General features: G+C 69.6%; 21 protein-coding genes and 1 pseudogene. 8 read left to right on the forward strand and 14 right to left on the reverse strand.

The window, feature by feature from the left end:
- Positions 1 to 3 precede the first annotated feature (3 nt).
- Complete coding sequence (gene carA / locus ACFX43_RS27535) at positions 4 to 1,140, reverse strand: glutamine-hydrolyzing carbamoyl-phosphate synthase small subunit (protein ID WP_378839428.1); 1,137 nt, start codon at positions 1,138 to 1,140, stop codon at positions 4 to 6.
- Positions 1,141 to 1,296: 156 nt separating this feature from the next.
- A complete protein-coding gene (locus tag ACFX43_RS27540; protein ID WP_378839432.1) occupies positions 1,297 to 2,283 on the reverse strand; it encodes an AIM24 family protein in 987 nt (328 codons plus the stop codon).
- A gap of 109 nt (positions 2,284 to 2,392) precedes the next feature.
- On the opposite strand from ACFX43_RS27540, the gene ACFX43_RS27545 reads away from it, so the two are divergent.
- Entirely contained in the window at positions 2,393 to 2,926 is a 534-nt protein-coding gene (locus ACFX43_RS27545) for an endonuclease V (protein WP_378839437.1), read from the forward strand.
- A gap of 167 nt (positions 2,927 to 3,093) precedes the next feature.
- Positions 3,094 to 4,095, forward strand: coding sequence for a YhcG family protein (locus tag ACFX43_RS27550; protein ID WP_378839440.1), 1,002 nt, complete (start codon positions 3,094 to 3,096; stop codon positions 4,093 to 4,095).
- 3 nt (positions 4,096 to 4,098) lie between these two features.
- Here the strand turns inward: ACFX43_RS27550 and ACFX43_RS27555 are convergent, their stop codons facing one another.
- A complete protein-coding gene (locus ACFX43_RS27555) occupies positions 4,099 to 4,647 on the reverse strand; it encodes an NUDIX hydrolase (protein ID WP_378839443.1) in 549 nt (182 codons plus the stop codon).
- 195 nt (positions 4,648 to 4,842) lie between these two features.
- On the opposite strand from ACFX43_RS27555, the gene ACFX43_RS27560 reads away from it, so the two are divergent.
- Entirely contained in the window at positions 4,843 to 5,034 is a 192-nt protein-coding gene (locus ACFX43_RS27560; protein WP_350658798.1) for a type II toxin-antitoxin system VapB family antitoxin, read from the forward strand.
- Here the strand turns inward: ACFX43_RS27560 and ACFX43_RS27565 are convergent.
- From ACFX43_RS27565 to ACFX43_RS27595, 7 genes and pseudogenes are all read right to left on the reverse strand, one after another.
- Complete coding sequence (locus ACFX43_RS27565; RefSeq protein ID WP_378839451.1) at positions 5,018 to 5,452, reverse strand: hypothetical protein; 435 nt, start codon at positions 5,450 to 5,452, stop codon at positions 5,018 to 5,020. The genes ACFX43_RS27560 and ACFX43_RS27565 overlap by 17 nt on opposite strands.
- A gap of 98 nt (positions 5,453 to 5,550) precedes the next feature.
- Positions 5,551 to 7,173, reverse strand: a complete 1,623-nt coding sequence (locus ACFX43_RS27570) for an ABC-F family ATP-binding cassette domain-containing protein (protein WP_378839458.1) — start codon at positions 7,171 to 7,173, stop codon at positions 5,551 to 5,553.
- A gap of 127 nt (positions 7,174 to 7,300) precedes the next feature.
- A complete protein-coding gene (locus ACFX43_RS27575; protein ID WP_378839462.1) occupies positions 7,301 to 7,651 on the reverse strand; it encodes a DUF2200 domain-containing protein in 351 nt (116 codons plus the stop codon).
- A gap of 10 nt (positions 7,652 to 7,661) precedes the next feature.
- The gene (locus tag ACFX43_RS27580; protein WP_378839467.1) at positions 7,662 to 8,423 is read right to left on the reverse strand and encodes a methyltransferase domain-containing protein; all 762 of its coding nucleotides are present in this window, start codon (positions 8,421 to 8,423) and stop codon (positions 7,662 to 7,664) included.
- Positions 8,424 to 8,434: 11 nt separating this feature from the next.
- Entirely contained in the window at positions 8,435 to 9,577 is a 1,143-nt protein-coding gene (locus ACFX43_RS27585) for a dihydroorotase (protein WP_378839471.1), read from the reverse strand.
- A gap of 40 nt (positions 9,578 to 9,617) precedes the next feature.
- Positions 9,618 to 11,504: pseudogene (locus ACFX43_RS27590) on the reverse strand (primary-amine oxidase); the annotation flags it as partial.
- 8 nt (positions 11,505 to 11,512) lie between these two features.
- Positions 11,513 to 12,994, reverse strand: a complete 1,482-nt coding sequence (locus ACFX43_RS27595; protein ID WP_378839476.1) for an APC family permease — start codon at positions 12,992 to 12,994, stop codon at positions 11,513 to 11,515.
- 222 nt (positions 12,995 to 13,216) lie between these two features.
- Between ACFX43_RS27595 and ACFX43_RS27600 the strand changes: the two genes are divergently transcribed.
- Together ACFX43_RS27600 and ACFX43_RS27605 are read left to right on the forward strand one after the other, a co-directional pair.
- A complete protein-coding gene (locus ACFX43_RS27600) occupies positions 13,217 to 14,689 on the forward strand; it encodes an APC family permease (protein WP_378839479.1) in 1,473 nt (490 codons plus the stop codon).
- Positions 14,686 to 15,345, forward strand: coding sequence for a helix-turn-helix domain-containing protein (locus ACFX43_RS27605; protein ID WP_378839484.1), 660 nt, complete (start codon positions 14,686 to 14,688; stop codon positions 15,343 to 15,345). The genes ACFX43_RS27600 and ACFX43_RS27605 overlap by 4 nt, the downstream gene beginning before the upstream one ends.
- 31 nt (positions 15,346 to 15,376) lie before the next feature.
- Here the strand turns inward: ACFX43_RS27605 and ACFX43_RS27610 are convergent, their stop codons facing one another.
- Positions 15,377 to 16,288 carry a cation diffusion facilitator family transporter gene (locus tag ACFX43_RS27610; protein ID WP_378839488.1) on the reverse strand — a complete coding sequence of 304 codons (912 nt, stop codon included), beginning with the start codon at positions 16,286 to 16,288 and terminating at the stop codon, positions 15,377 to 15,379.
- 58 nt (positions 16,289 to 16,346) lie between these two features.
- On the opposite strand from ACFX43_RS27610, the gene ACFX43_RS27615 reads away from it, so the two are divergent.
- The 3 genes from ACFX43_RS27615 (at position 16,347) to ACFX43_RS27625 (ending at position 18,942) form a co-directional block, all read left to right on the forward strand.
- The gene (locus ACFX43_RS27615) at positions 16,347 to 17,138 is read left to right on the forward strand and encodes an isocitrate lyase/phosphoenolpyruvate mutase family protein (RefSeq protein WP_378839493.1); all 792 of its coding nucleotides are present in this window, start codon (positions 16,347 to 16,349) and stop codon (positions 17,136 to 17,138) included.
- A gap of 8 nt (positions 17,139 to 17,146) precedes the next feature.
- Positions 17,147 to 17,908 (forward strand): MOSC domain-containing protein, encoded by a 762-nt coding sequence (locus ACFX43_RS27620; RefSeq protein WP_378839496.1) that lies wholly within the window; start codon positions 17,147 to 17,149, stop codon positions 17,906 to 17,908.
- A 74-nt stretch (positions 17,909 to 17,982) separates the two neighbouring features.
- Positions 17,983 to 18,942: a lipid kinase gene (locus ACFX43_RS27625; RefSeq protein WP_378841176.1), complete on the forward strand. Its 960-nt coding sequence runs from the start codon at positions 17,983 to 17,985 to the stop codon at positions 18,940 to 18,942.
- Here the strand turns inward: ACFX43_RS27625 and ACFX43_RS27630 are convergent.
- The 3 genes from ACFX43_RS27630 to ACFX43_RS27640 all read right to left on the reverse strand — a co-directional run bounded on the left by ACFX43_RS27630 (position 18,939) and on the right by ACFX43_RS27640 (position 22,051).
- A complete protein-coding gene (locus tag ACFX43_RS27630) occupies positions 18,939 to 19,832 on the reverse strand; it encodes an SMP-30/gluconolactonase/LRE family protein (RefSeq protein ID WP_378839499.1) in 894 nt (297 codons plus the stop codon). The two genes, ACFX43_RS27625 and ACFX43_RS27630, sit on opposite strands and share 4 nt — an antisense overlap.
- A gap of 153 nt (positions 19,833 to 19,985) precedes the next feature.
- The gene (locus ACFX43_RS27635) at positions 19,986 to 21,173 is read right to left on the reverse strand and encodes an ABC transporter permease (protein ID WP_378839503.1); all 1,188 of its coding nucleotides are present in this window, start codon (positions 21,171 to 21,173) and stop codon (positions 19,986 to 19,988) included.
- Positions 21,170 to 22,051, reverse strand: a complete 882-nt coding sequence (locus tag ACFX43_RS27640; RefSeq protein WP_378839507.1) for an ABC transporter ATP-binding protein — start codon at positions 22,049 to 22,051, stop codon at positions 21,170 to 21,172. The genes ACFX43_RS27635 and ACFX43_RS27640 overlap by 4 nt, the downstream gene beginning before the upstream one ends.
- Positions 22,052 to 22,090 lie beyond the last annotated feature (39 nt).

The following is a 22,090-nucleotide window of genomic DNA, read 5'->3' on the forward strand; positions in this document are numbered from 1 at the left end:
CGCTCAGACCTCCTTCGCCATGAGAGAGATGAACCGGTCGAAGAGGTAGGCGGCATCGTGCGGGCCGGCCGCTGCCTCCGGGTGGTACTGGACGGAGAAGCCCTTGAGCTTCCCGGTCTCGGCGTCCTTGAGCTCGAGGCCCTCGACGCAGTCGTCGTTGAGGTTGACGTGGGAGACGGTCGCGATGCCGTAGGGCGTCGTGGTCTCCTCGCCGATGGGTGCGTCGACAGCGAAGCCGTGGTTGTGGGCGGTCACCTCGACCTTGCGCGTGGTGAGGTCCATGACCGGCTGATTGATCCCGCGGTGACCGTACTTCAGCTTGTACGTCCCGAAACCGAGCGCGCGGCCGAAGAGCTGGTTGCCGAAGCAGATGCCGAAGTAGGGGATGTTCTCGGCCAGCGCCGCCTTGAGCAGCTCGACCTGGCCGGTGGTCGCCGCCGGGTCGCCGGGGCCGTTGGAGTAGAAGAGCCCGTCCGGCTGCGTGGCGAGGACGTCCTCGAGGGTCGCGGTCGCCGGGAGCACGTGGACCTCGATGCCGCGCTCGGCCATCCGCTCCGGGGTCATCTCCTTGATGCCCAGGTCGAGGGCCGCGACGGTGAACCGCTTCTCGCCCTTCGCGGGGACGACGTACGCCTCCTGTGTGCTGACCGCGTCGGAGAGGTTCGCACCGCTCATCTCGGCGGAGGCGAGCACCTTCTTCAGCAGGACCTCGGGATCGGTCTCGATCGTCGAGATCCCGACGCGCATCGCGCCGCGCTCACGCAGGTGGCGGGTCAGGGCGCGGGTGTCGATGCCCGCGATGCCCACGACCGACTGGTCGCGGAGGTCGTCGTCGAGGCTGCGCTGGGCGCGCCAGTTGGAGGGGACCCGGGCCGGGTCGCGTACGACGTATCCGGCCACCCAGATCCGACGGGACTCGGGGTCCTCGTCGTTCACGCCGGTGTTGCCGACGTGCGGGGCGGTCATCACGACCACCTGCTGGTGGTAGCTCGGGTCGGTCAGCGTCTCCTGGTAGCCCGTCATACCGGTGGAGAAGACCGCCTCGCCGAAGGTCTCACCCTCGGCACCGAACGACTCCCCCCGGAACGATCGACCATCCTCGAGTACGAGGAGTGCTTCTTTGTGGGCATGCAGCGGCACGCCGTACCTCCTTCTCCGCCTCACGGGACGGTGCTTAAAGGATGTCGGTCAACTTGCTGGTGACAGTATCAAGCAGATGCCGGTTGACGGCAGTTGGCGTCCGCCGCGTACGCCAGCACTGTGACGTACGCGGCATTCGGCCTGCTGTGGTCGGGCTCAGCTGTGCGAGTGGGGCGGCACGACCCCGCCCTCGGACGGCTGGACGATGACGAAGCCGGCGCCGTGGAAGGCGACCTGGAACGCCTCGCCGCTGCCCCGGCCGATGAGCGCACCGGCGGTCAACGACTTCTGCAGGCTGGTCTGCAGGCCGAGCGACCAGCCGACGACCGCGTTGGTGTCGGTGAAGGTCGGCGCATCGCCGGCGTTGAGAACGACCGGGTCACCCTCGGTGGTGACGGCGATCCAGCCGGTGCCGCGCAGCGTGGTGTTGAAGAGACCGCCGGTGAGCATGCCGGCGCCCTGGACCCGCTCGATGTTCCACTGCAGGCCGCCGGAGAAGGCGAGCACGTGGTCACCGTTGATCGAGATGCCGGAGTTGTTCAGCTGGAGGATGTGGACCTCCTTGGCCGCGTCGGCCAGGAAGACGTCGCCCTGACCCTCGACGCCCATCAGGCTGAGGCCCTCACCGGTCACGGCCCGCTTGAGGAACTTCCCCACGCCGCCGCCCTGGTACTTGAACTGCACGTTGCCCTGATAGGCCACCATCGAGCCCTGACGCGCCTGGAACGGCTCCCCGACGCGTACGCGCAGGAGCCTCTTGTTCTGCAGCACCGCGCCGTCGCCCTGGATCTCGGCGAAACGGCCGTCGATCAGGTCGCCCGAGATCCCGGCGAACGGGTCGCCCGTGGGCTGGACCTGGGCGTGGGCCTGGGCGTGAGCCTGCGCGTGGGCGGCCTGCTGCCCGTACTGGGCCGACGCAGCCTGGGCCGGCTGCGCCTGGGCGCTCTCGCCGTAGGCAGCCTGCACCGCCTGCGCCGACCCGACCTGCGTCGGCGCCTCCTGCTCCACAGTGGCCTGAGGCGGCGTCAGGGGCGCCGTCGACTGCTGCCCGCCCGTGGAAACGTGCTCCGTCCACTGGCTCCCGTCGTAGTAGCGAAGCTCGGCCTGTCCGGTCGGGTCCGGGTACCACGCTGCGTCCGTCATCTCTAACCCTTGCGTTCACGGACCCACATCGGTCCTTCTCGACTCCATCCTGGCATGTGCTTGATGCGCGACTCACCGGTGTTCCACTCGGCCGCCCTATTCTGTGACCGTGACGACGAGGTTCGGGGCGACCGACGTCCACTACCCACCATCCGGTGGGGGGCATGCCGCCCTGGTGGTGAGTGACGACCCCGAGTTCGGCGCGATCATCGAGCGACGTACGGCCTGGCTCGATACCGTCGCCGACTACGCCCCTGGCAGGTTCTACGAACGAGAGCTGCCCGCCTTGACGGCCCTCCTCGCTGACGCCGACCCGCTCGACGTACTCATCGTCGACGGCTACGTCGACCTCGACTCGCACGGACGACCAGGTCTCGGGTGGCACGCCTGGAACGCCGGCCTCGCGCCAGCGGTCATCGGCGTCGCCAAGACCAGCTTCCGCGCCGCCAACCACGCCGAGCCCGTCCTCCGCGGAACCTCGACAAGGCCGTTGTACGTCACGGCCGCGGGAATGCCGCTGGCAGATGCCGCTCACCTGGTCCGCACCATGGCCGGCTCCGCCCGCCTACCTGATGCCTTGCGACTCGTCGATCGCCTCGCCCGGGCCGCGCCTCCTGTCCCCGGCCACGAACAGATGATCTAATCAAGGCAACTCAGGCGATCACTCCGAAGTACCGGGCCAGCCAGGTCCGCGAGAAGGGGCCGCCAGTCGCGAGGGTAAGTAATAGCGCCATTGGCGCCTCCAGGAGCGGCGAACGTACCGCCTGCAATCGCAGGCGGTGATTCGTACGCCTCCAAGGAGAACGCGCCATGACCGACTCTGTTTCGCTGCCCGACGGCTACGCCACGTGGCTTAACGACCTCAAGACCCACATCCGCAGGGCGCAGCAACAGGCGGCAGTCGCGCTCAACGCAGCCATGATCCGGCTCTACTGGGACATCGGCCACGAGATCGTCGTCAAACAAGAGGCCGAAGGCTGGGGTAGCAAGATCGTCGAACGACTCGCCGGCGATCTGCGGCAGGCCTTCCCGGGGATGACCGGATTCTCACGTGCGAACCTGATGTACATGCGCTCGTTCGCGGCGGCCTGGACCCGGGAGGCAATTGTCCAACGGCCGTTGGACAATTTGTCCTGGGGCCACAACATCGAGTTGCTCAGCAAGCTGAAGAACACCGATGAACGGCTGGCGTACGCCACCGCGGCAGTCGAACACGGCTGGTCCAGGGCCGTGCTCGTCCATCACATCCGCCTCCGGACCCTTGAGCGATCCGGACGAGCGATCAGCAACTTCGAACGCACGCTTCCGCCGGAGGCCTCGGATCTCGCTCGAGAGATCGTCAAGGACCCCTACAACTTTGAGTTCCTCGGCGTCGGCGGCGAAGCCATGGAGCGCGAGATCGAGAAGGCCCTGGTCGACCACGTCACCGAGTTCTTGGTCGAGCTCGGAGTCGGGTTCGCGTACGTCGGGCGTCAGGTTCTGCTTGAGGTCGGGGGCGAAGACTTCTTCATCGATCTGCTCTTCTATCACCTCAGGCTGCGCTGCTACGTCGTCATCGAGCTCAAGGCCGGGAAGTTCAGGCCCGAGCACCTGGGGCAGCTCAACTTCTATCTGGCGGCGGTCGACGGGGAGATGGCGCATCCCGACGATGCCCCGACGATCGGGATCCTGCTGTGCCAGAGCCGCAACCAGGTCGTCGCGGAGTACTCGCTGCGCGGTTCAACACAGCCGCTCGGAGTAGCCGAGTATCAGTTGCGGGCCAGCCTGCCGAGTGTCGAGCGACTCCAGCAGGAGCTGAGCGGTCCTGAGTGAGGCTCAGGCTCCGAGGGTCTTCAGCTTGTCGAGCATTCGACCCATGTGCGGGTCGAAGGAGCTCGAGTCGGCGGCGCGGATCTCGGAGGGCGTCCACCAGCGCACACCGGCGTACTCCCGCTCGTCCGGCACCAACGGGACTCGGCGGTCGTGGGCGAGGACGAACCAGAGACTGACGTCGGTGTGCGGGTCCGGGCGGTCGGGCCTCGTCGTGGTCACAGTGATGAACAACGGCCGTGGTCCGAGGCCGGGCTGGAACCGTGCCTCGACGCCCAACTCTTCGACGCACTCCCGGCGAACGGTCTCGGCGGGATTCTCGCCCGGCTCCACGTGACCTCCCGACGGCAGCCACAGGCCCGACTTGCGGTGGTCGCCCAGCAGGATGTGGCCGCTCACCGGATCGACGAGCAGGAAGTAGGAGACCAGGTGCTTGGCCGGCTCGGTCGGAGCGGTGGTGCGCCGGAACACGTCGTTGGTCACGCACAACCACGCCGACGCGTCGGCGATGTGGCCGCTTTCGACCGGGTCCATCGGCTCGATCGAGTCCACCATGATCGTGATGTCGGTCAGCAGTCGGTCTTCCGGGCTCGTGGTTGTGGACCATAGAGGCGAGCACCGACATCCCGGCCAGGCACGGCGCCAGGTGAGTGCGACACGATGTGACGGTTGTCGCAGGTCATTGCGTTGCATGGTTGTGCACCGCTAGCGTTTCGATGTTTCATCCAGATTTCCGTGCGGGGGTACGCAATGACCGAGACGTCGATCAGCATCGACAAAGAGCTGTTGGCCGAGGCGAGGAAGATCGCTGGGACGACGACCAACCAGGCTGCGATCGACCACGCGCTGCGTGACCTCGTCGAGCGTGAGGCCGCCTCGGCGGAGTTCGACCGCATCGTCTCGCGCGAACTCGGCGACACGAAGGTCACGCTGGAGTTCTGAGCTCGCCGAGCGCGTCCAACGGGACCGGCCAGAAGTCTTGGTCGGTCGCGAGGTGGATGACATCGACCGGTACGGCGGCCACGGCACACGCTCCGTAGAGATGAGCGGCGTTCTTCCGGTCGGACTGGCTCGGTGGACCACCGCCCGGCCGGCACAGCAGGAGCTCGACCCGGTCGAGGCCCAGCTCATCGATCAGGTCGTGCAGCATCGTGGCGACATTGCCCGCACCGTCGTCACCGATCTCGACAGGCACCTGCTCGATCTGGCACAGCTGTGGGAACGGAACGCCGTCTGCCCCGACGAGCATGAACCACAGCCGCGGCTCGGGCCAGCCGAGTGGATTGATCAGGTGTCGCCAGGCCGCCTCGACGTCGGCCTGGGTGCGGAGGACTGGAGCGTACGGAATCTTGTCGGTCATGGGTCAAAGGCACCATGGCCCGTCGAGTAGGACAACGAGGATCCCGGCGCCTGTGGATAACGCTGCTCATCCACAGGGTTTCGCTCGCAAGTGGCCCGTCAGGGCACGAGCCGGTGCTCCTGACCGATCCAGCGCTGCCGCAGCCAACGGTCGTGGGAGGCCACGACGATCGTGCCCGCAGTGGCTCCGATCGCCTCCTCCAATTCACCCGCCAGGGTGAGCGAGATGTGGTTGGTGGGCTCGTCGAGAAGCAGCAGGTCCGGGCCGGTGGCGATGGCGATCGCCAGGTCGAGCCGCCGACGCTGGCCGACGCTCAGCGCGCCGACGGGCCGGTTGAGGTCGCGCGGGTGGACCAGGCCGAGGTCGCGTAGCGGCACCTGGGCCGCCAGCACCTCCCCCACCGACTCCAGGTAGACGTCGGCGACTTTGCGGCGCAGATCCCCGAACTGCGGGTCCTGGGTGAGCTCCTCGACATGGCGCGCGCTGACCTGGACCTCGCCCGAGGTCGGCTTCACGCGCCCGGAGATCACGCCGAGCAGCGTGGACTTGCCGCTGCCGTTGGGCCCGGTGATCAGCAGGTGCTCCCCTGCCACGATGTCCAGGACCGGCAGGCTGACCCGCTCCTCGATCACCAGGTCGTGTACGACGACCATCCTCCCGCTCGTGCCCGCGGCCGACAGCGCCGCGTTGAGCCTCAGAGGCGGTGGTGGCTTGCGTACCTGTGCCTCCTCGGCCTCCTCCAGCCGGCGGTTGGCGTCCTTCTTGCGGCGGGCGACGGTGCGCTCGACGTTGCTGCCCTTGAACTTGTAGATGAACTTGTCGTTGTCGGTCGGGCCGCGGTTGTGGGCGATCGCGTCGTTGCCGATCCTGGTCGCGGTGCGGAGACGCTTGAGCTCGTCCTGCTGTTCTGCGTACGTCTGCTCCCACCGCTCGCGGGCGGCCTGCCGTGCCTCCTCGTAGGCGCTCCACCCGCCTCCGAAGAGCCGACCGCCGGCACCATCGGTGCCGAAGGCGGTCGGGTCCAGGTCGAAGAGGCCGGTGGCGACCTCGTCGAGGAAGACGCGATCATGGGAGGCCATCAGCACGACGCCGGGGAGGTCGCGTAGGAACTCCCCCAGCACCGCAACGGCCTCGTCGTCGAGGTGGTTGGTCGGCTCGTCGAGCAGCAGCGCGTCGGGACGGCGGGTGATCGCGGTCGCCAGCGCCAGCCTGGTCCGCTGCCCGCCGGAGAGCGTGCTGATCGGGCGCTCGCGGTCCAGGCCGCTGAGGCCGAGACGCTCAGCGGCCAGGATGGCCCGCCGGTCGGCGTCCCACGCGTCGTGGGCAACCGCGAAGTCGAGGGCGCTCGCGTACGTCTCGGCGACCGCGGGGTCGTCGAGACGGTCAGCGAGCGTCTCGACCGTGGCGACGGCCTCCCGGAGCGGACGCAGAGTGGTGGCGAGTACGTCCTCGATGCTCGCCGCGTCGCGGAACGGCGGCTCCTGCGGCAGCCAGACGAGGTCGTCGGGCGCCTCGAGCGTGCCTGTGCGCTGGGCGGTGCGCGGGAGCTGGTCTGCGATAGCGCGGAGCAGCGTCGACTTGCCGGCACCGTTCTCCCCCACGAGCGCGATCCGCTCGCCCGGGGAGACGGTGAGGTCTATCCCGGCGAGGACGGAGCCGCTGCGGAAGGAGACGGAGAGGTCGCGGACGACGATCGGTCCGGAAACGATGGAAGATGACATCAGAGCGCTGGCCTTCGGGTTCGAGGACGACCCGCCGGGCATGTGCCTCGGGCGCGGGTCGGAGGTCAGCGCAAGAACTTCATGATGAGTAAAGAATACGCGGTCGACCGCTGCGCAGTCCAACCGATTAACCGCGCAGGATCTTCTCCATCGCCTTGCCCTTGGCCAGCTCGTCGACGAGCTTGTCGAGGTAGCGCACCTGGCGCATGACCGGGTCCTCGATCTCCTGCACCCGCACACCACAGACCACACCGGTGATCAGCTCCGAGCTCGGGTTGAGGTCGGCCGCGGCGAAGAACTCCTCGAAGCTCGTCCCCGCCTCGATGTGCTTGGCGATCGCGTCGTCGTCGAAGCCGGTCAGCCAGGTGATCACCTGGTGCAGCTCGGCCGTGGAGCGGCCCTTCTTCTCCACCTTCGTCACATAGTGCGGGTAGACGGAGCCGAAGGGCATCTTGTAGACGCGCTCGAGGTTATCCACGTTGCCGAGCCTAACCCGGTCGCTCCGCGACGAGCTGGTACATCCCGGCGATGCGTACGAACGGCTCCTGGTCGCACAGCTCGCGCTCGAGCTCGAGGAGGCGGTCGAAGTAGGCGGGGTCAGCCTTGGCGTCGTCGTCGGTGAGCAGGTCGTTGGCGATCCTGGTGCCGAACCGGCCGGTGAGCCGCAAGCCCGCCGAAACGAGCTCGGCCTCGAGGTCGTCCATCGGGACCTTGCGTACGTCATGGTCGAAGGTCACGGTGCGCTTGGTGTCGGCGCGCAGCTCGGTGAGCGCGGCCTCGGGACCGCCCGTGACCAGCTGGCGCAGCACCATGCTCGCCGGGTTGGGGACCATCACCGAGAGGCGGCCGCCCGGGCGCACGGCGGCCGCGAGGCGGCGTACGTCTCCGGCGGCGGCCGACCGATAGTGCAGCACGAAGTGGCACAGGACCAGGTCCCACTCCCCCTCGGGCAGGTCGTCGAGGCCGCCGACGAGCGTGGCCAGGTCGGCACCGGAATCCGCCGCCCGACGCTTCGCCTCGGCCAGCCAGGACTCCGACGGGTCGAGGATCGTGACGTCGTGACCGGCCAGTGCCAGCGGCAGCGCGTCCATCCCGTCCCCGCCGCCGACGTCGAGGATCCGCAGCCCCTCACCCAGCTCCGCACACTGGCGCCGGAGAATCTCCTCGACCACGGTGTAGCGGATCCGGCCCCACGGGGTCGCGGTGTAGGCGCGCCACTGCGCCAGCTTCTCGGAGAAGACGTCGGTCATGGCGGTGGAGCCTAACCGGCGTAGGTCTGCTTCCCCCGCAGGTAGGTGGCGACGACGCGACCGGTGAGCTTGCGGTCGTGCCAGGGGTTGTTTCGAGACAGCGAGAGCGAACGGTCGCGATCCACGACGTAGGTCGCGGCCGGATCGACCAGGGCCAGGTTGGCCGGCTCTCCGACCGCGATCGGGCGCCCGTGCTCCTCGAGACCGGCGATCCGGGCCGGGGTCGAGGACATGACCCGGGCGACGCCGGCCCAGTCGAGCAGACCCGAGGAGACCATGACGGTCGAGACCACCGAGAGCGCCTCCTCGAGACCGAGCATCCCGAAGGCGGCGTCGACGAAGGCGTGCTCCTTGTCCTGGCGAGCGTGCGGGGCGTGATCGGTGGCGACCGCGTCGATGGTGCCGTCAGCCAGCGCCGCACGCAGGGCCTCGACGTCTTCGGCAGGGCGCAGCGGCGGGTTGACCTTGAAGGTCGGGTCGTAGCCCGCGAGCAGGTCTGTGGTCAGCAGCAGGTGGTGCGGGGTGACCTCCGCGGTCACCGCCCAGCTGCCGTCCTTCTCCGCCTGCGCCTTCGCCCAGCGCAGCACCTCGACGGTGCCGGCGGTGGAGGCGTGGGCGACGTGTACGCGCGAGCCGGTGTGACGGGCGAGCATCACGTCGCGAGCGACGATGACCTCCTCGGCGACCCCCGGCCAGCCGGGGAGACCGAGCCGCCCGGAGAGCTCACCCTCGTGACAGCAGGCCGAGCCGTAGGGCGCCAGCGACGGGTCCTGGGAGTGCTGCGAGATCACGCCGCCGAACGCCTTGACGTACTCCAGCGCCCGCCGCATCACCCGTGGGTCCGAGACGCAGCGGCCGTCGTCGGAGAAGACCTTGACGCCCGCCCGAGAACGGTTCATCAGGGACAGCTCGGCGAGCTCCTCGCCGGCCAGACCCTTGGTCACCGCCCCGACCGGGAACACGTCGGCCAGTCCTGCCTCGCGGCCGAGGTCCCACACCGAGACCGCGGCCTCGGCCGTGTCGGTGACCGGCGAGGTGTTGGCCATCGCCAGCACTGCGGTGTAGCCGCCGGCGGCGGCCGCCGCCGCACCCGAGGCGACCGTCTCGNTGGTGACAGCACGCGTCTCCCGAGGACGGCTCCGATGACGGTGCACAGTGGGCCGCCGCGCTCGACGGCACGTTGAGTGTCGGGTTTCGGTCGAAGAAGCCGTACGGCACCAGCTTGAAGCCCGCGTAGTCGACCGGCATCACCGGCCAGTCCTCGGGCCGCGGGAAATGGGTCAGGCCGAACGTGTGCCACAGGACGACATCGGCCCCGTCCAGCGGTCGGTCGGCCGCCATGTAGGCGGGCAGCCCGTCGCCGCCCGGGTTCTGGTTGACCAGGTCACCGGCCGGATAGCGCTCCGACGGCGAATAGGCGGTGACGAAGAGCTCCTTGGTGGTGAAGCCCGCCCGCGCCGCGACCGAGGAGGACGGGTCCGCGAGCAGCGTCGGGTTCTGATCGGCGTGGAGCGCGTAACCGGTCGGCCGGCCGTACGCGTTCGTACGCTCCGTGGAGACCACGTGCCAGGTGCGGCCAAGAGCGGAGTCGGCCGAGCGGGCGCCCTCGGCCTCCGAGGCCAGACGTGTGGAGGAGTAGGTGAACGCGTTGCCGTACGGGTTCGTCTCCGAGACCGGCAGCCGGACCGCCTCGACCTCCTCGACCGCGTTGCTGACACCGTCGACCATCATGTCCAGGCGGGCGCTGAACAGATGCTGGTGGAACGGCGCGCCGACGCCGGGCGCGACCTCGGTGGCGTACGGCCATTCCTCCATGCCTTTGTAGGAGGACGGGAACAGGATGCCGGTGAGCTTGGCCTCGCACTCGATCTTGCCGTCGAGGTAGAGATACCAGTAGAAGCCGTAGTCGTAGTTGCCGACCGTGGTGAAGAACGAGATCACCAGGCGGCGCTGGCGACGCACCTCGGAGACGCCCTCGACGAAGAGATCGGTGTGCTTCCACAGCGTGCCGAAGTCCTCCTCGTGCATGCAGATCGCATTCGGGATGAGCTGCGGGTTGCCGAACTCGTCAGCGAGGGTCGCGTCGAAGTAGCGGATCTCGCCGAGGCAGTCGCAGCCGAGCTTCAGGGAGTTGGCGAAGCGGCCGAAGATGTACTCGCCGGTGTCGAAGTAGTTCTGCCAGAACCGGGTGGGAGAGGGGTCGGCGTACGGGACCACCATCTCGGCGATCGAGGCCCGGTAGACGACCGGACGGACCTCGCCGTCCTTGTCGGGGTCGCTGTAGGCGAGATTGTGCAGGACGAGGCCTTCGCGGGCGTCGAAGCCGAGGCTGAAGCTCCAGTTCGCCCAGGTCACGGCGTCGCCGTCCACCTGGAAGGACGGACCCTCGGGCTGGGTGATCTCGATCGGCTTGAGGCCCTCCAGCGGCGCCGGGCGCCCTTTGTCCAGGTGAAACTGCGAAGGTTCGGCCGGCACCGGGAGCACCTCGTTGTCGATCAACTCGATGACCTCGCCCGCGGTGATGTCGACGTAGGCGCAGAGCCCGTCGATCGGGTGTGCCCAGGGATGGTCCGTGGGATCGGTGAAGCCGAACGGGAAGACCCGGATGATCCTCTTCCCCTCCTCGCCGGGGTTCTCGTAGTAGCCCGGCGAGAGCGGCGCGGTGACCACGTCGGTGACGGCGTAGCCACGCTTCTCCAGCGCGGCTGCCCACGCCGGGGAGGCCTGGACGATCGGATCGATCGCCTCGAACTCTTCGACGAGGATCGGCAGCTGGCCCCGGGAGCCGTCCACCTCGCTCACCGTGACCGTGCCGGCGGTGAGGTCGACCAGCGTGTCCAGGCCTGCTCCGGTCGCGGTGTCGAGGAGTAGGGCCCGTACGCAGCGGGCCGGCGCTGGCCCGCCGGCCAGCGCCGCGAGCACGTCGGCCTTCGCAGGCTCGTCGAGGCCGACGTAGGCGAACCTGGTCGTCTCGCTCACCTGTCCGGACTCGTGGAGAAGCTTGCTGGCGGCGGTGATCTCGGCGGCGGTCAGCGAGGAGACCGGGTTGGTCCGCACGGTGGGTGACAACTGCAGGGTCATGGGATTCCTCACTCGGAGATGGTGTCGATGACGTTCGCGTAGGTCTGCGGGCGGCTGCGTCTCAGGACGTACGCCTGGACGATCCCGAGCACCGGGAAGGCGCCCATCACGATCAGGAAGGTGACCGTGAGGGTGCCGAAGCGCGGCGCGCCGGCCGCGTCGACGTCGCCGAGGAGCAGGGGGAAGTTGATGAACAGGACGGCGGTGACTGCGACCAGCCCCACGAGCCCGACCCCGGGTGCGATCCAGGTGTGCCAGAGACCGGCGCCGACCCGGTTGCTCACCAGGTAGACGATCACCGCGAGGCAGGTCAGCGCCATCAGGACCACGATGGCGAAGGTGGCCACGCCGGAGAACCAGGTGAAGACCTCCAGGTAGGGGTCCAGGCCGAGCACGGCGAAAGCGATGGTGAAGAGCGCCGCGGTGGCGGTCTGCACGAGCGAGGACACGTGGGGCGACTCGTGGCTGCCATGCACCTTGCCCACTGCCGCGGGCAGCAGCGAGGCGTGAGCCATCGAATGCTGGTAGCGGGTGATGACGTTGTGGAAGGAGAGCACGCAGGCGAAGAGGCTGGTCATCAGCAGGACCGCGACGATCTCGGCGCCGGCGCCGCCGAGGTAGCGCGTGGCGGTGGTGCCGATGAAGCCCTCGTAGTCGGTCTGGATCTCCTCGGTGAAGCCGTCACCCCATCCCTGCACCAGGGCCCACGAGGTGAAGGTGTAGAAGACGGCGATGATCGCGACCGCGGCGTACGTCGCCAGCGGGATCGTCCGAGCCGGGTCCCGGGCCTCGTCGCGGAAGATCGCGGTCGACTCGAACCCGATGAAACCGGCCATGCAGAACATCAGCGCCAACGCCGGGGTGCCGGAGGCGATCACCGACGGCGTGAACGAGGAGGCGCTGATCCCGTCGGCACCGCCCTGCGCCAGGATCACGACGGAGAGCACCAGGACGATCCCGACCTCAGCGGCCAGCAGCGCTCCGAGCACCTTCGCGGAGAGCTCGACGTGGCGGTAGCCGAGCACGCCGACGACGACGATCAGGGCGAGCGCCCAGGCCCACCAGGGCAGCGCCAGGCCGGTCTTCTCCTCGACCCATCCCGCGAGAGTGAGACCGAGGAAGCCGTAGACCGCGATCTGCACGGTCGTGTAGGTCAGCATCGCGAGCCACGCCGCCGCGATCCCGCCGGGGCGGCCCAGGCCGTAGCCGACATAGGTGAAGAAGGCGCCGGGGCGGGCGACGTACCTGCTCATCGTGGACAGCCCCACGGCGAAGAAGAGCAGGATCACCCCGCCGATGGCGAACATGGCGGGAACGCCGGCACCGTTGCCCAGCAGGGCGGCCAGCGGAAACCCGCCGCCGATGACGGTCAGGGGCGCCGCTGCGGCGACGACCATGAAGACGATCGATCCGGCGCCGAGCTGTCCGGACAGTCGCCTGGTGGCGGGTGGGGCGGCCGCCGCGACGGTGGCCGGATCTGCGGTGGTCATGGGGAAACTCCTGGGTCGGGGGCAGGCGGTTCCACCGTTTCCGACCGCGCTTTCGTCCCCGTCACCACGACGCAAACAAGCGATGCAGACCGAACGGGAACGCCGTTCTCAGTTGGTGCGTCGCGCGGCGTGACGGCCGCGTAACCAGCCCGAAACCATCGCGCCCCTAGCCTGGTCCGAACCTCTCGAGCAGGACGCGAGGCGGATGGAAAGCAGGCACCGATGAACGCACTCGACCGGGCGATCATCGACCCACCTCGGGTCGCCGAGGTGGGCGAGCGGTCGCCCATGGCCGGCCTGGAGCGACGTACGGTCGGGTTCGTCGACGTGCTCGCGCAGTCTGTCGGGGCCACCGCTCCGGCGGCCGCCGCAGCGACCCTTCCGGCACTGATCGCGGTCCGCTCGGGGCACTCGCTCCTGGTCTGTCTGGTGCTGGCCTGGATCCTGGTGGCCGGTGTCGGCGCGGCGGTCGGTCACTTCACCCGCCGGATGGCGGCACCCGGCTCGCTCTACACGTTCGTGACCAAGGGGATCGGGCCGAGCGCCGGGTTCGTGACCGCTGCGGGGCAAGCCGTCGGGTACGCCTTCGTGGCGATGTTCGGGCTGGTCGGAGCGGCATTGTCGGTGCAGACGTTCCTGGCCTCGGTCGGGGCAGCGGCCTCCTCGGCGGTGGTGACCGGTCTCGCTGTGGTGGCGCTCGGCGTTGTCTGCTTCGTGGTGCTGCACCGAGGCATCAGGACCTCGGCGCGGGTCACCCTCGTGGTCGAGGTGGTCTCGGTCGCGGTGCTGCTGGTTCTGCTGGTGACCGTGCTGTCCCGGGCCGGGGCTGAGGCGTTGGCTGCACCGTTCCGGGCGGGGTTGCCGGGGCCGGGCGGGCTGGTCGCGGGCACCGCGGTCGCGATCACCGCCTTCGTCGGCTTCGAGACCGCGGCGTCCCTGGGCCGGGAGGCGGAACGCCCGTTCCTGACGGTGCCGCGCACGATGCGCTGGACCCTGATCGTGGTCGGGTTCACCTATCTGCTCTCCGCCTACACGCAGGAGGCGGGCGGGGTCTCCTTCGGTCTGCAGGTCGCCGACAACGACGTCGCGCTCAGTGCGCTCTCCGACGGCGCCGGCGTGCCGCTGCTGGGCCGCCTGCTGGACCTCGGCCAGGCCACCTCGTTCCTGGCCTGCGCGATCGCGTCGCTGACGGCGCTCGCGCGCGTGGTCTTCAGCCTCGGCCGCGAGGGCGTGCTGCCCAGGGCGGTCGGGTTCACCGATCCGTTGCGCAGCACTCCGCTCGGTGCCCTGGCGGTCGTAGTACCCGTCACGGTGGTGCTGCCGCTGGTGCTACTCGCCGGTGGACTGTCGCCCTGGCGGGCGATGAGCGTGCTGATCGCGGTCGCCGCGGTCGGCTACATCGTCGCGTACGTCCTGGTGGCGGTCGCCGCGCCCGCCTTCCTGCACAGGATCGGGGAGCTGACCCGTGCGGCGGTCTGGAGCTGCGGCGCCGTGGCGGTGGCTCTCGCGGGTGTGCTGGGGGTCTATCTCGCCGTCGTCGGCGGCACCGACCCGCTGGCCCTGGGCTTGGTCGGCGCGGTCGTCCTGGCCGGTGGGGCCGGCTACCTGTTCGTCCGGCTGCGGCGACGCGAGGGGTTCGCCCGGATGGGCCTGTTCGACGAGCCGATCTCGGACGATCTTCTGAGTGGCCAGTGAGCCCGGGCGGCGATGTCGGCGGCCGGCAGCCGCATGCCGTACGCAGCGCACTCTCGGTCCTGGAGGAGGTGGCGCGGGCCGGTCCAGGCGTCACCGCCAAGCAGATATCTGCAGCGCTCGGGCTGCCGCGGGCCACGACGTACAGGCTGGTCAACCTGCTGGTGCAGGACGAGTATCTTGTCCGGTTGCCCGACCTGTCAGGATTCGCGCTGGGCCACCGGGTGACGCTGCTGGCATCGAACGCGGTCCCGGACCGCGAGCGCGAAGCTGCGGAGATCCTGGCCGGGATGCGGGGCCGGATCCGGGCGGGCGTTCACCTGGCATCGTTCCGGGACGGGCGCCTCGAGCTGGTCGATGTCGATCCCGATTTCCCGGTGACCGCCGCCGCGCTCGCGGACCCGCCGGAGATCGGCGCGGACCCGGGTGCCGCGGCGCTCGGGCTGCTGCCCGCGGCCGGTGCCGTGGAACGCTATGTCGTCTGTGTCGGTCAGCCGGGCTACGGATCTCTGGCGGCGGCGGTCCGCGACGACGCCGGCGTGCTGGTCGCCGGCGTCGCGCTGGCGGTCCCGGCGCCGCGGCTGGAAGACCCCGCCGGTCTCTATGCCCTGGTTCATGACGACATCGAGCGGCTGCGGGCGGTGCTGACCCAGGGCTGACCCGGGGCTGACCCGGGGCTGCCCGCGGCTGTCAGTGCATCCCCGGCTCGTGGGCCAGGTGCGTCTCGGGCTCGAGCTGGAAGGTGGAGTGCTCGACGTCGAAGTGACCGGCCAGGCAGGCCTGGACCCGGTCGAGGACCTTCGGCGCGCTGCCGTCGAGGAAGCACTCCGAGAGCAGGGTCAGGTGGGCGGAGACCGCGGGCAGGCCCGAGGTGACCGTCCAGGCGTGCAGGTCGTGCACCTCGACGACGTGGTCGACCCCGAGCAGGTGCCGGCGAAGGTCCTCGACGTCGACCTCGGCCGGCGCACCCTCGAGCAGGATCCGGCCGCTGTCGCGGAGCAGACAGACACCGGCGTACGTCATCAGGGCGACGACAACGAGCGAGGCGACCGGGTCCGCGCGGGTCCATCCGGTGAGCAGGATGACGATCGCGGCGACGAGGGTGCCGGTGAAGCCGTAGAGGTCGGAGAGGACGTGCTGGTAGGCGCCCTCGACGTTGAGCGAGGTGCGGTTGGCGCGCGCCATCAGGGCCGCCGCGAGGATGTTGACGCCGCAGCCGACGAGCGCGACCACGAACATCGGCCAGCCCTCGGCGTCGGGTGGGTCGATCAAGCGCCGGATCGCCTCCACGCCGACGACCGCGGCGAAGACGAGCAGGGTGATGCCGTTGAGCGCCGCAGAGAGGATCTCGGCGCGCTTCCAGCCGTAGGTCCACTGGCCGTGCGCCGGGCGCGACGCGAGCCGCATCGCCCACAGCGCCGCCGCGATCGCGCCGACGTCGGTCAGCATGTGGCCGGCGTCGGCCAGCAGCGCGAGCGAGTCGGCGAGGATCGCGACCGTCACCTCGCCGATCAGGAACACACCCAGGAGCGACATCGCGGCGATCAGGTATCGCCGGTCCGCCGCGGGTGAGATGTGTTCGTGATCGTGGCCCATGTTCATCGATCCTAGGCCGGAAATCTGGTTCTCGGCTGCGCCGTCCCGTGGCAGGGTGACCGGCATGTCGCTCGCCGAGAACTTCCTGTCGCTGCACTTGCCCGGACGCCCGCTGCTGATGCCCAACGCCTGGGACGCGGGCTCGGCCAAGGTCCTGGCCTCGCTGGGTTTCCCGGCGCTGGCCACGACCAGCAGCGGGTACGCCGCGACCCTGGGCCGCCTCGACGGCCAGGTCAGCCGCGAGGAGGTGATCGCGCACGCCACCGCGCTGGTCGAGGCGGTCGACGTGCCCGTCTCGGCCGATCTGGAGGAGGGCTTCGCAGCCACCACGGCCGAGGTCGAGGAGACGTTCCGGCTCGCCGTGGCCGCCGGTCTGGCGGGAGGGTCCATCGAGGACTACGCCGGGACCGAGAAGGACACGATCTACTCCGTCGAGGAGGCCGCCGAGCGGGTCGCGGCAGCGGCCGGAGCCGCCGGTGACGATTTCGTCCTCACCGCCCGGGCTGAGAACCACATCCGCGGCCGTGACGATCTGGACGACACCATCGCCCGCCTCCAGGCCTATCAGGAGGCCGGCGCCGATGTGCTCTTCGCGCCCGGTGTCATCGCCGTCGAAGACGTACGCCGCCTGGTCGACGCAGTCGACCGCCCGGTCAACGTCCTGCTGCTGCCGGGCGGCCCGTCGGTGCCGGAGCTTGCCGAGGCGGGGGCGGCGCGCATCTCGGTCGGCGGGGCGTTCGCGTTCGCTGCCCTCGGTGCGGTCAAGCGGGCCGCGGAGGAGCTGCTCGGCGCCGGCACGACCGGCTACTCGGAGCTGGCGGCCGAGGGTGCCGAGGCGTTTCGCAGCGCTGGTTGACTGGCCCCGTGATCGATGAGCTGAAGGTCGCGCGGGCGGGGTTCGCGCCGATCAAGGGGACCAGGCACCTGCCCTACGACCGAGTGGTGCTCGACGCCCAGGGGGTCGTGGGAGACCGCGGCTTCGCGCTGGTGTCGGTCGACGAGATCGACTCGGCCCACGGGCGGGTGCTGCGGACCGTGCAGCACCCCTCGCTGGTCGCGGTGCGGGCGGAGCTGGCCGGCGACCGGCTCGAGATCGTGCTGCCCGACGGGGAGACCACCTCGGCGGAGCCGGCCGCGACAGGCGAGCGGCTCACCTGCGACTACTGGGGCCGGGAGGTCGAGCTGGAGCTGCTCGGCGGCCCGCACGCGGCGCTGTTCTCGAGGTGGCTCGACCGGCCCGTGCGGCTGGCCCGTGCCCGTCGCGGAGACGTCGTCTTCGCCGGTGCCGTGTCCGTGGTGACCACGGCGTCGCTGCGCGACCTCGCCCAGCAGGTCGGTCAGGACGCCTTGGACGCGGCACGCTTCCGGCCGAACCTGGTGGTCGAGACCGACGAGCCCTACGCCGAGGACACCTGGCTCGGCCGGGAGATCCGCGTCGGCGGGGCGACGCTCCGGATCGGCGTACCCATTCCGCGCTGTGCCGTGATCGACGTCCAACCGGAGACGGGGGAGCGGGACGTACGACTGCTGAAGACGTTGGCCTCGCACCGCCCGCTCAACCGCGCCGGCGAGCCGGCGTTCGGGGTCTTCGCCGAGGTGGTCACGCCCGGGACCGTGGGCCGGTAGCCGCCCGCACAGCCCACGCACAGGAACACGCCAGCGCGGACTCAGGTGGAGTGCGTACGCTCCTGAGGGTGGATATGCAATCGCTGTTGTCGCGCGACTCCGTGAAGGTCGCCCTCGTCGTCAACGCCGGCTCGCGCCGGGGACAGGACGCGCTGGCCTCGTCGGAGGAGATGCTGCGGTCCGCAGGGATCGAGGACGTGCGCTCCTACGCAGTCCACTCGGGGGATGAGCTGGAGGCCACTCTCGACAAGGTCGCAGCCGACAAGCCCGACCTGCTCGTCATCGGCGGCGGCGACGGCTCGGTGGGTGCCGCCGCGGCCCGGATCGCCGGCAGCGACGTCGTGCTGGCGGTGCTGCCGCTCGGCACCGCCAACGACTTCGCCCGCACGCTCGAGCTCGACCAGGACCCGCAGACCGCGGTCCAGCAGATGCTCGAGGGAAAGATCATCAACGTCGACATCGGGCGTGCCAACGGCCACACCTACCTCAACGTCGCCTCCTTCGGCCTCTCCGTCGCGGTGACCGAGGCCCTGAACCCGCGCCTGAAGAAGCTCATCGGGCCGGCGGCCTACCCCGTGGCGACGCTGCAGGCCTACCGCCACCACCGGCCCTTCACCGCGCGGCTGGAGTTCCCCGAGGGCGACCACGAGACGGTCGAGCTCGACGACCTGCTCCAGGTCGCGGTCGGCAACGGCCGTCACTACGGCGGCGGCAACACCGTCTCGCCCACGGCCTCGGTGGACGACGACCTCCTCGACGTCTACGCCATCGTCCGGGGCCGTATGCGCGACCACGTCTCCATCGCGCGGCTGCTCAGGAGCGGCCACTTCATCGAGCACGACCACGTGCACCACGTGACCACCTCGGCGGTGCGGATCACGACCGACGAGGCGATGCCGGTCAACCTCGATGGCGAGATCCTCACCGAGACGCCGGCCGACTTCACCCTCGAGAGCAACGCGCTCCACGTCGCGGTGCCGATCCGCAGCCGCGCCGGCCGCCTCGACGGTCCGCCGCCGGACGTCCAGAGCTAGGGGCGTCCGGCCCGGGGCACGTCGACCCGGATGGCCAGCAGCCGTGCCTCGGTGTTGGCCTTGCGTGCCTCCTCGAAGAAGTCGGGCGCGGCGCAGACGTACAGCGTCTTCCCGTCGCTGCCGCCCAGCATGCAGGCGAAGACGCCACCGCCCGGCTCGATCTGCTCGAGGATCTCGCCGCCCTCGGCGACCCTGACCAGCCGGCCGAAGACCGCGTCGGCGGTCCACACGGCGCCCTCGGCGTCCAGGCAGCAGCCGTCGGGTGCGAGCACGGCGTCGCCCATCGCCTCCGCGAAGGCGGTGTGAGTGCTGAGCTCGCCGAACTTCGCCCACGTACGCCGGTTGCTCAGCGACCCGTCCTCCGCGATGTCGAAGGCGCTGATCCGGTTGCCGCAGGTCTCGTCGACGATGAGCGTGCCGTCGTCGGTGATCACGCTGCCGTTGGGGAACCACAAGTCGTCGGCGACCTCGGTCACCGTCCCGTCCGGGTCGACCCGCAGCAGCACCGTCGGCGCCACGTCGGCACCGGCCATGATGTCGAAGCCGAAGTTCCCGACGTACGCCCTGCCCTGCTCGTCCACCACCATGTCGTTGAGGTGGTGACCGACATGACCGCTGAGGTCGGCATGGGTCACCAGCGAGCCGTCCGACTCACGACGCAGGATCCGGCGATCGCGCATCGAGACGACCAGGAGGTGGCCGTCGGGCAGCCAGCCCAGCCCCGACGGCTGTCCCGGCACGTCCGCCTCGACCTTGAGATCGGATCCGTCCTCCTGCGCCGAGTAGACCTTGTGGGAGTAGAAGTCCACGAACCAGATCCGGTCCTGGTGCCATCGCGGGCACTCCAGGTAGTGCAGGTTCTCCACAACGGTGCTGATCTCTCGGGCCATCGCAATTGCTCCTCGGGTCGTCGTCGACTGCCCCCATCATGCCGAGAAGTCAGGTACGTCGGGCGAGAAGTCACTGACGCGAATCGAGTTGGCACCGAGGTGGCATCTCGGCTGACGCAAGTGACGTCTCGGCCGACGGGGGTGACGCCTCGGCTACTCCTCCAGGCGCCAGGCCGCCTTGAGGGAGAGCTGACCGCCGGTCTGGAGCAGGGCGCGGCTGTAGAGGCGCTCGGCGAGGCGTACGAGAGCTACGCCGAAGGCAAGGAGCAGGACCACGGCGATGATCGGCTCCCACCAGGCTGCGGTGCCCTCGACCAGGCGCATCGGCATCAGGACGGCCGAGAGCGGTGGGACGTACGAACCGATCTGCTCGCCGACGCCGTCGAGGTAGAGGGCGCCGAAGAACATCACCATGAGCAGCATCGTGATCGGGGTGGAGGAGGACTGCAGGTCCTCGGTGCGCGAGGCGAGCGCGCCGGCGACCGCCCACAGGGTCGAGAGCACCACGAAGCCGATCAGGAAGAAGACCACGAACCAGCCGATCGCGCCGGACAGGGCCGGTAGGGCGAAGCTGAAGTCGGTCAGGCTCAGCCCGACGAGCCCGACGGCCACATAGATGAGCATCTGCCCGACGGCGATGACGGCGTTGCCGATGATCTTGCCGGCGAGGAGCTGCCGCAGCGGTACGGCGGCGGCGATCATCTCCACGATCCGCGACTGCTTCTCCTCCACGACGCTGTTGGCCAGCGTCATCCCGAACATGATCGAGGCGAAGTAGAAGACGATCGCGAGCGCGTATCCGACGACGTAGCGGATCGCGGACAGCTCGCTGTCGCCCTCGAGCTGCTCGACTCCGACCGCCGAGCCCTTGGTCAGCTCGTCCGCGGTCGTGCCGGCCGCGTCGGCGTTGCCGGCCAGGACGATCGCCGCGACCGACTGGCTGACCACGTCGCGCAGCTCCGAGTCGGCGTCATCGAGCGTGACCAGGGTCCAGCCTTCGGTGGCCGGGCGCAGATAGGCGTCGGCCTGCTCCTCCTCGAGCGCGTGCCGGGCGGCGTCCACGTCGTCGACGGCGACCGGCACGATACGTACCTTCTCGTCGATGTCGGAGGCGCGCTCGGCGATGCCCTCGACCATTGCCTGCGAAGCCGTGGAGGAATAGGCGAGGTCGTAGGTCTTCTCGCGGCTCTCGCTCCAGGCGGTGAAGCCGAGCACGCCCACGATCACCGCGAGCATCACCGCGGTGCCGATCAGGGTCGACTTGTCGGTGGCGCGGACCGCGATCTCGCGGCGCGCGACGATCTGCCAGACGGGCTGGCTCCTGGTCTTCACGGTGGTCATGCGGTGACCTCCCGGTAGATCTCGGACAGACGGGGTACGACGCGGTGGAAGTCGAGTACGTTCCCGCGAGTGGTGGCCTCGACGAGCAGCTTCTGCTCGGCACCTGTGGAGACGACCTCGATCTCGGCCTCGGGGCCGGAGACGTCGCGGACGTGGAGCCCCGGCAGGTCGCGTACCCAGCCGGCGTCGCCGTCGAGGACGAGCCGGTAGCGGAGCGCGGCGTCGGCGCGCAGCTCCTCACCCGTCCCCTGGGTGACCACCCGGCCGCGGGCCATCACCACCAGCCGGTCGCACAGCCGGTCGACGAGGTCGAGCTGGTGGGAGGAGAAGACGACGGGTACGCCGTCGCGAGCATGCTCGCGCAGCAGGTCGGCCATCGCGTCGATGGCGTCGGGATCCAGTCCGGAGAAGGGCTCGTCGAGGATCAGCGCCATCGGCGTGGGGACGAGCGCGGCGATGATCTGGACCCGCTGCTGGTTGCCCAGCGACAGCTTCTCCAGCGGATCCTTCATGCGACCGCCGAGGCCGAACCGCTCCAGCAGCACGGTGATCTCCCGGCGTGCGTCGGCGGTGGACATGCCGCGCAGCCGGGCCAGGTAGACCAGCTGGTCCAGGATCGGCTGCTTCGGGTAGAGCCCGCGTTCCTCGGGCATGTAGCCGAACCGGCGCCGGTCCTCGCGGGTCACCTCGTGCCCCTGCCAGGACACCGTCCCGGCGTGCGCGGCCAGCACCCCCATGATCATTCGCATGGTGGTGGTCTTCCCGGCACCATTGCCGCCCACGAACCCGGTGAGCCCACCGGAGGGGACCGGGAAGGACACGTCGTCGACGGCGACCATCTCGCCGAAGCGGCGGGTCAGCCCGCTGACCTCGAGCATCGAATCTCCTCTGCGTTGGAAACGAACGGGACCCACGCT

The organism is Nocardioides sp. YIM B13467 (assembly GCF_042788075.1).
In the GTDB taxonomy this organism is placed as follows: domain Bacteria; phylum Actinomycetota; class Actinomycetes; order Propionibacteriales; family Nocardioidaceae; genus Nocardioides.